8 protein-coding genes are annotated in these 9,265 nt (G+C 36.1%); 2 read left to right on the forward strand and 6 right to left on the reverse strand.

Features of this window, described 5'->3' with window-relative positions; all coding sequences use genetic code 11:
- The 5 genes from E1171_RS14205 to E1171_RS14225 form a co-directional block, all read right to left on the reverse strand.
- A partial coding sequence (locus E1171_RS14205) for a phosphoribosylanthranilate isomerase (protein WP_187696460.1) occupies nucleotides 1-339 on the reverse strand: 339 nt, incomplete at its 3' end.
- Entirely contained in the window at nucleotides 330-1,145 is an 816-nt protein-coding gene (gene trpC / locus E1171_RS14210; RefSeq protein ID WP_155206693.1) for an indole-3-glycerol phosphate synthase TrpC, read from the reverse strand. The genes E1171_RS14205 and trpC, both read right to left, overlap by 10 nt.
- 23 nt (nucleotides 1,146-1,168) lie before the next feature.
- A complete protein-coding gene (trpD, locus tag E1171_RS14215; protein WP_155206694.1) occupies nucleotides 1,169-2,173 on the reverse strand; it encodes an anthranilate phosphoribosyltransferase in 1,005 nt (334 codons plus the stop codon).
- Nucleotides 2,174-2,175: 2 nt separating this feature from the next.
- Nucleotides 2,176-2,751 carry an anthranilate synthase component II gene (locus tag E1171_RS14220; RefSeq protein ID WP_155206695.1) on the reverse strand — a complete coding sequence of 192 codons (576 nt, stop codon included), beginning with the start codon at nucleotides 2,749-2,751 and terminating at the stop codon, nucleotides 2,176-2,178.
- A gap of 3 nt (nucleotides 2,752-2,754) precedes the next feature.
- Complete coding sequence (locus E1171_RS14225) at nucleotides 2,755-4,158, reverse strand: chorismate-binding protein (RefSeq protein ID WP_155206696.1); 1,404 nt, start codon at nucleotides 4,156-4,158, stop codon at nucleotides 2,755-2,757.
- Between the two features lie 508 nt (nucleotides 4,159-4,666).
- Here E1171_RS14225 and E1171_RS14230 point away from each other — a divergent pair.
- A complete protein-coding gene (locus E1171_RS14230) occupies nucleotides 4,667-5,410 on the forward strand; it encodes a porin family protein (RefSeq protein WP_155206697.1) in 744 nt (247 codons plus the stop codon).
- A gap of 25 nt (nucleotides 5,411-5,435) precedes the next feature.
- Nucleotides 5,436-6,890 carry an SDR family oxidoreductase gene (locus E1171_RS14235; protein ID WP_155206698.1) on the forward strand — a complete coding sequence of 485 codons (1,455 nt, stop codon included), beginning with the start codon at nucleotides 5,436-5,438 and terminating at the stop codon, nucleotides 6,888-6,890.
- A gap of 111 nt (nucleotides 6,891-7,001) precedes the next feature.
- On the opposite strand, the gene E1171_RS14240 is transcribed toward E1171_RS14235, so the two are convergent.
- A complete protein-coding gene (locus E1171_RS14240; protein ID WP_155206699.1) occupies nucleotides 7,002-8,915 on the reverse strand; it encodes a M1 family metallopeptidase in 1,914 nt (637 codons plus the stop codon).
- Between the last annotated feature and the right edge of the window lie 350 nt (nucleotides 8,916-9,265).

Consider the following 9,265-nt stretch of genomic DNA (forward strand, 5'->3'; position numbering starts at 1 on the left):
GGAATCAAAGTTAAAATCTTTATCCAGGCGAAACGCTTTAATAACCTTAAAATACTTCTTTAAGGAAGTACAAAATTCAGGTGATTCATCCCCATGTAACTGAACAAGATCTAATCCCCAATTATTACCTTTTTCAATAACAGCTTCCAAATTTTCATTAACAAAAACCCCTACTTTCTCAAAATCACCTTTGATCTCATTCAAATGTTCAGGTTTCAAATTATCCTCCACATACCTGGGGGATTTTGGATAAAAGATCAGTCCCATATAATCTACAGGCAGGCCTGAAAGTAAACCCATATTGACTGCATCTCGCATTCCACAAACCTTTATTCGCATAAAGCATTTTCCTTAATGAAAACCTGATTAACAGCCTCAATGAATTTTCGGCAAGCATAACCTGGTCGAGAAGTTTTCATAAAAGTTTCTCCTATCAAAAAGCCTTGAAATCCAAAAAATTTAAGCTCTACAATAGACTCCGGTGAGGACAATCCACTTTCTGAAACCTTTATAAAATCGTTAGGAATCAAGGCCCCTATTCTTTTGGATTGCTCTATACTCACTTGAAAAGTTTTTAAATCTCTATTATTAACCCCTACTAAGTCAATAGCTGGGCACAACTTATGTAGTTGGTCCTCCGAATGCAATTCAAAAAGCACTTCTAGGCCTAGAGATTTTGCAAATTCTCCCAACTTTTTCACTTGGCTCTTTTCTAAAACTTCAGCAATTAAAAGAATAGCATCGGCTCCCATGGATTTGGCCTCAAGAATCTGATATTCACTTACAATAAAGTCTTTTCTAAGCACAGGAATAAAGTTATACTTCCGAACCGTATTCAAATCTTCCTTACTTCCACCAAAGAAATTTTGATCCGTTAAAACAGAAATGGCTGAAGCCCCCCCCAGTGAATATCCCCTAGAAACCTCCTCTGCATCTGCTTTCAAATTAATGGCAGAACGGGATGGAGATTTCCTTTTAAATTCCGCAATGATACCTGACTTTTTTTCGTCTTGAACAAAATCGGATAAAGAAAGTGTAGGAGCATTAAAATGTATACTTTTCTCAAGGAAGGCCACAGGTGCTAACTCTCGGTTTTTTTCCACTTCCTTATATTTATGAGCTATAATTTGATCTAAAATATTCATCGGTACACCTCCTATTATGAATGCTAATAAAAAATTTTGTTTGTTGTGGTTACACCTTCAAAAGCTTTCTGTGCAAATGTTCCCATTAAAGACTCTTCCGCTTTTGCATAGGCCTCTTTGAAAGTTAAGGAACGGTCCATACATTGAATGGCCAGGGCCGCATTACAAAGTACCACCTGATTTTGGGCTTTTGTACCTTTTCCCTTCAATACATTTTCAAAAATTGTGGCGGCTTCCTGGATACTTTCTCCACCGTATATTTCCTCCTCCCTTAATTTTTCCAAACCTAAATTACTGGGACTAAATACCTGTTCTGATTTTTCAGTAGCTACTTTAAAAGTACCTGTCAAAGAAACCTCGTCATAACCATCTAATGAATGTACTACGGTAAAGGGTTTATTTTCTGACTGAAACAAATAGGCATATAATCTAAAGATCTCCAAATTTGCCACACCAACTAATTGATGCGAAGTTTTGGCTGGATTAATTAAAGGTCCAAGCATATTAAAGAATGTCCTGACACCCAATGCTTTTCTAATGGGGCCCACAGTCTTCCAAGCTGGGTGAAACAAAGGGGCATGTAAAAAACAAATATTATGTTTTTCTAACTGATCCTGCAGTTCCTCTTTAATATTGGTAAAAGAATATCCTAAATGTTCCAGCACATTTGAAGAGCCAGAAACAGAGGAAAAACCATAATTCCCATGTTTAACAACCTTAAAACCGGCCCCGGCTACAACAAAAGAAGCAAGCGTAGAGATATTAAAAGTATCCTTTCCATCTCCGCCTGTACCACAAAGATCTATTGTAGCAAAAGACGAAAAATCTAAAGGTACACTTAATTCCAATGCCGCCTGTTTAAATCCAGTTAATTCTTCCAGAGATAAAGGTCTCATCAAGAATATTGTCAATAGGGAAGCTACTTGGGCATCATTAAATTTGCCAGCAGCAATATCATGAATCAAGACACGGGCCTCATCGACATCCAAGTTTTTAAAACTTAAGAGATTTGCTAAAGTCTTTTTCATATTTATGCTTGGTTAAGAAAGTTCTTCAATAATTTGGGTCCATCAGGAGTAAGTACGGATTCAGGATGAAATTGTACACCCCATACTTTATATTCCCTATGCTTCAACCCCATAATTACTCCTTCATCATCTTCTATTGTAACCTCCAAACAATCTGGCAAGTCGGTTTTATCAACAATCCAAGAGTGATAGCGACCCACCTCAAAAGTTTTTGTTAGGTCTATAAAAAGACCATCTGATTTAGCTTTCAAGTGTACAGAAGAGGGAACTCCATGATAAACTTCTTCCAATTGCTTCAATTTCCCTCCAAAAACTTCAGCAATAGCCTGGTGCCCCAGACAAACACCTAATATCTTTTTCGAGGATCCATAGGTTCGAATAATATCTTTTAATAAACCAGCCGAATCTGGTAAACCAGGACCAGGAGATAAAATGATATATTTAAAATCAGAAACCTCTTCCAGTTCCAGCTGGTCATTCCGCTTCACCTCTACACCAGTATTCTCCATTTGTCTAAGAATATGCACTAAATTATAGGTGAATGAATCATAATTATCTATTACCAGAATATTTTTCATTATTTAGTTATTTAGTGTTTCGGCCAATTCCATTGCGGCTCTTAAAGCTCGCAATTTATTATTCACTTCTTGCAATTCATTTTCCTCTTCAGATTTAATCACAATACCAGCCCCCGCCTGATAAAAAAGATGATTATTCTTAGTGAGGAAAGTACGAATCATTATGGCCTGATTGATACTTCCATCCAATCCAAATTTACCTACAGCTCCCCCATAGAAACTTCTATTTTGATTCTCGTATTGGTCTATTAATTGAAGAGCACGATACTTCGGTGCCCCAGACAAAGTGCCTGCAGGAAAGGTATCACCAAATACCTTAACGGACTCCGCCTCCTCCCTTAGTTTTGCCTCCACAATGGAAACCAAATGAATTACATGACTAAAATATTGCACTTCCTTGAACCGAAGTACCTCCACATCATCCGAATTTCTACTTAAATCATTACGAGCCAAATCTACCAGCATAACATGTTCAGCAGCTTCTTTGGGGTCATTTGAAAGCCGAAGCGCTTCCTTTTGATCAAAAGCATCGTCACCAGTACGTTTATATGTACCTGCAATGGGATGAATTTGCGCCTTTTTATCATTGATCACCAATTGTGCTTCTGGCGAGGAACCAAATATGGAATAACCACCATAATCAAAAAAGAACAAATAAGGAGAGGGATTCAATGATCGAAGTGAGCGATACACATTAAAGGCATCTCCTTTAAATTCCTGGGAAAATTGACGGGAAAAAACTACCTGGAAAACATCTCCCTGTTTGCAGTGATACTTCCCTTTAACGACTAATTCTTTAAATTGATCATCTGTAAGATTAGATTTTTCTTCACCTTCCCGTTGAAAAGAATAGGCAGCTCCAGCTCGTCCATTTAACAGTTTAGTAAATTCCTTTAAACGGGATGGTTCTCCCTCAGGGCAATTTTCCAGCACAAAAAGATTATCTCTATAATGATCAAAAGTAATGACAAAGCGATATAATGAATAATTAATATCTGCGATGTTCATTTGCTTTTTTTCCTCATTAAAGTTGATATCTTCAAAATATTGTACGGCGTCGAATGTGGAATAACCAAAAAATCCATTATAAGAAGTAAGCTTTTCCTTTCCTTTAAATTGAAAGGATTTAAAGTAGGATTGCATTTGGCTGGTAATGTCCTCCCCCGCCCCAATTTTCTTCTTTAAATTTTCATTACTCACCATTACTTCTCCATCAGTCAATTGAAAGGAAGAAACGGGCTCAAAACATAAGTGTGAGCAACTATTTTCTCCAGCATGGAAATCCGTACTTTCTAACAGAATAGCTTCCTGAAAATGATCTCTTAACTTCAAAAAAAGGCTCACTGGGGTGAAGAAATCAGCCAACATTTCGAAACTGTTAATTTGAATTTTTGTAGTTTTCATCATTTTTTAAACATAAAAAAAGCGGCTAGTCCAAAGACGAAAGCCGCTAAAAGTTAAAATTTTGGATAATGGCATTCTCGTCTTATTCGGGAAAGGAATAAGTGTGCCACCACCATACAATATTTTTCACTAATCTAATTTTCATTTTCACTGTGTACTCTTGTCTGTACTTAATGGTCAAAAAAAAACGGCTTATCAGGGGAGTGATAAGCCGTTTTCTATATCTCGAATGCAAACAATAACTAGGCGACCTCACTCCTTTTGGAATCAGTACACCACCACCAGTTCATATTTACATTTGCTTTCATATTCATGTCCCAAAACTATGGATTATTTTCATAAACCAAAAAATATTTTCCCAAAAATTTAAAAAAACATTTTTTGATTTAAAAAATCAAATACAAAACATACCTTAACTTTAAAACAACAAAAGGTTGCCCCTTCAACAAAATGCTCCCCTCCATGTTATAGCAATTAGGTGAAATAGTTTCTTAGAAGGTGAAAAGTAATTATGAGGGGAGGGCAAAAGGAAAAAAACAAAAGAGAAAAACCTAAGATTTTCTCGAGAAATATTGTAATCACTTTATTATTAAGCTTTACATTTTTTGGTCAAGTCAAAGCACAATTCTGGTCAATCGGCCCTCGAGTAGGTTTAAATATGACCCAATGGTCCTCCTGGGACCATGTTGGCCCCACAGTACTAAAAAACAAAAACAGCCTAAACACAGGACTCCTTTTACTTTATTTTTTTTCAGAAAAAATAACTTTTCAAGGCGAAATCAATTATTCTCAATCCAGAGCTTTAGGGATCATAGAGGATAACCAACTGTATCCCAATGTTAGCCAGGATACCAATGGTAAATTTAATCTTACCTATCTAGAAATCCCTCTTATATTTAGATACGATTTTGGGGAAAGAGGAAAAGTCTACATTAGTGCTGGATTAAACAACCGATATCTATTATTCAGTTACCACGAAACACATACTATTTTCAAATCAAACAGCTTTTATGCCAACATTAAAGATCTAAACCTTATCAATAAAGAAAATTTACATGAGTACAATTTAAGTTTTATTATGGGAGGTGGTATTGATTTACCAGTGTTGGGAAATCATTTAATCATTGATTTCAGACTTAGTAAAAGCCTGATTAACTTGATTAAAACTGAATTGGCAAAATCTAGAACAGACACTTACGCAGATATATATCTTAACCTTATAACCATTAGCATTGGTTATGCAATAAATATTTGATAGGTATTTTTAAATTTAAAAACCATTGAAAATATTACTTACGGGAGCAACAGGTTATATTGGAAAAAGGCTTTTACCTGTTTTATTGGAAGAAGGACATGAAATTACCTGCGCTGTAAGAGACAAAAACCGCCTGGAGTTTGCCCAAAATGGATCTAAAACAATAAAAATCTTTGAAGTAAACTTTCTTCAAGAAAGTAGTTTCCAAAAGGCACCTAAAACTTTCGATGTGGCTTTTTTTCTCATGCATTCCATGGCCACCAGCCCTTCGGATTTCGAGGAAAAGGAATTAAAAATAGCGAAGAACTTCCTTTCTTATATCAATTTAACCACTACCAAGCAGATCATATATTTAAGTGGCATCAGTAATGAGCCAGCTTTATCCCCCCACCTTCAATCCCGGAAAAATGTTGAAAGCATCCTTAAAAAAAGCAAAGTTCCATTAACAGTACTTCGAGCCGGAATAGTGGTGGGTTCTGGTAGTGCCTCATTTGAAATTATTCGTGACCTTGTAGAAAAAATTCCCATAATGGTTTGCCCCAAATGGGTAAAAACCCGTTGCCAACCTATTGCTGTAAGGGATGTAATTCAACATCTAAAAGGAGTCATGTTAAATAAAGAAACATTTCACCAAACTTTTGACATTGGGGGCCCAGAAGTCCTAACTTACAGGGAAATGCTTCTTCAATTTGCCGCGGTAAGAGGCCTTCAAAGAAAAATAATTGATGTACCCGTACTTACACCGCGACTTTCTTCCTACTGGTTGTATTTTGTAACTTCTACCTCCTATCCCCTTGCGGTAAATTTAGTGAATAGCATGAAGGTTGAAGTGGTATGTAAGGACAAACGATTAGAAACTATACTGGGCCTTCGAACTATTCATTACAAAGCTGCAGTAAGGCTTGCCTTTGACAGGATTGAACAAGACATGGTACTTTCCAGCTGGAAAGATTCCCTAATTTCAAGCCATGGAAAAAATAATTTGATGCGTTACGCCCATGTCCCGGTTCATGGTTGTCTTATTGATCACCAACAAAAGGTTTTATCAGAAAACAGTAAAGATGTTCTAGAAAATATTTGGTCAATCGGGGGAAACAGAGGGTGGTATTATGGAAATTTTCTATGGAAACTGCGCGGTGATATAGATAAAATGGTTGGAGGAGTAGGACTCCGAAGAGGAAGAACCAATGCTTACCAACTCCAAGTGGGAGAGGCGTTAGATTTTTGGCGGGTTTTGGTTGCCGATAAAACCGGAAAACGTTTATTACTTTATGCTGAAATGAAACTTCCGGGTGAAGCTTGGTTACAATTTAAAATTTCAAAGCAAAATGGAAAGGAGATTTTGCATCAAAAGGCCACTTTTAGACCGAAAGGAATAGCAGGAAGGCTTTATTGGTACCTTATGCTTCCTTTCCACCATTTTATTTTTAATGGAATGATAAATGGAATTGTAAACTTCAGAACAAAAAAAGTAGCCTGAACCATAATTTCAAGGAATCTTTAATTGTGGTAGAGTTTCTTTCTGAAAAAGAAAATCAGAAGAAATCCCTAAATCACAAAATTAGATTCAATCATCGTCCAGGCCTTTCAATTATTTTACTGCAATTACATTCCCATCTTCCCCCACTTCTTCAACATTTATATAAAATAAATCTGTAGCGACATGCAATTGCTCTTTATTAATACCTTTATGATCCTCAAACTTCCAATCAACAGAAGGCTGTAGAGTTTCCATAATTCCTCCTATCTTCACTTTTACCGGCATATCAAAGGCCGCAACATCAGCTTTCCACCTATATTCATATCCTCCATTCTTAAATTTCAGTTGAAGAATTGGAAGAGAGCTGTGATATAAATATTGATCAAAAAGTGGTTTAAAATCACGATCAAATTTAGAATTGAAATAGTTCAGCACATCGGTAACAAAAATATCTTTATGCTTAAAATGTTCACAATATTCACGAACAAATTTCCACCATTGCTCATCATTATCTACCACATTCCGCAAAGTATTTAAAAATAAGGCTCCTTTAAAATACATATCATTTGAAGGCCAGGCATACACTCCGGAAGGGGTAATAATAGGGGCCGAATTTCGAATTAATGACTTATATCCATTGATGTATTTTAATCCATCTTCATAACCAAATTGGTCTTCTACAAAAACAGCCTCTGCATAAGTACCCCATCCTTCATGAATCCAGGCATCAGATACATCCCTGGCAGTGATACTATTACCAAACCATTCATGGGCACTTTCATGAATAATTATAAAATCGAATTTAGTACTAACCCCAACTCCTGTCCAGTCGCGACCCAAATAGCCATTTTTAAAATAATTTCCATAGGTAATAGCCGACTGGTGCTCCATTCCCGAATAAGGAACTTCAATTAATTTAAAGCCATCTTTTAAAAAAGGGTAATCTCCAAAATGTTTTTGAAAACTCTCCAACATTTTTCTACTCTGATTAAATTGTAGTTTGGCCTGTTCCAGGTGGTAAGGCAAAACATAATAATCCATGGTTACCTCACCCATTTGATCAGAAAAATGAGTGTATTTAGCCACATTCATTGAGACACTATAATTATTGATCGGGTAATGCACTTTCCATTCAAATTCCGTATATCCATCCTCCAACTCAGTTTTCCCCACGAATCTACCATTTGAAACATCTGTAAGCCCCTTAGGAACTGCTATTCGGATTCGCATACTATCCACTTCGTCAGGTTGCTGGTCTTTACTAGGCCACCAAATACTGGAGCCTACATCCTGGGTTGCGGTATAAATCCATGGATTTCCTAGAGAGTCCGTATCAAAAACCAGCCCTCCAAATCTTCCACTAGCCTTTGGATAGCCCGAATAAAAAAAGTCTACTTCATAAACCTCACCTTTCTTTAACTTCTCAGGAAAATTGATAAATACAGCATTCTCGTCCCGCTTATAGGTCAAAACATCCTTTCCTAAAAGAATTTTATCTATGTTTAAATTCTTGTACAGGTCCAATTGGATTTTATCATCCTCTTTCAACATCTTAAAGCTTACTTGATTCCTTCCAGAAATGAACTTTTTTTCTACATCGACTTTTACCTGCAAATCATAATAAAGTAAATCATTATTTGCCCGGTAAGGGCCGTAGGTTCCTCTCAAGGAATCAACTCGCTCGAAAACCCTTTCTGCTTCTACGGAATTAACTAGTGCTTCATCATAAACCATCTTAACCAAAGCATTTTTTTCAGTCAATCTAAGCTTTTGAGTGCGATGATTCTTAGCTTCAAGAGAAACTTCCAGATCGGCAAATTCGGTGGGTAATAGTACCGTTCCGTTTTGATCGGAACGAAAAGCCATCTTCTTTTCTTTGGCATAAATTACCGCACCTTCAATAGAATTAAGGGTAGATCCATCTATTATCGTTAATATAAATGGCCCGGGCTTTTGTTCTCCCTTTTCTACTTGGCAAGCCACTGTAAAAAGGGTCACTAAAATTATTAATAGATTTTTTCTCATGAGGAAAAGTTGTTAAATGATTTTCAGGATAATAGACATGATAACAGAGAAGTCAAATACAAACTACACTCCTACCCTATTTTCAGTAAAAATAAAGGCCAAAGTAGTCATATTATTAAAAATTAAAAAATTTATTAATAGCCAATTAAAGAGCTATTACAAGCCTTACTATTTTTTATCTCCTGTTACCTTCTTACACCTATGGTCATTATTAAAATTGTAAGAGAACATGATAACTAACTGAATGAATATTCACCCATTTACTAAAAATTAAACTCCGGAAAGAATATATAATCGTTTCAACCGATTATCTTCTAAAAAATATTAAAAACCGATTCATTGTATTAATT

It is taken from the genome of Xanthovirga aplysinae, assembly GCF_009711365.1.
GTDB lineage: Bacteria > Bacteroidota > Bacteroidia > Cytophagales > Cyclobacteriaceae > Xanthovirga > Xanthovirga aplysinae.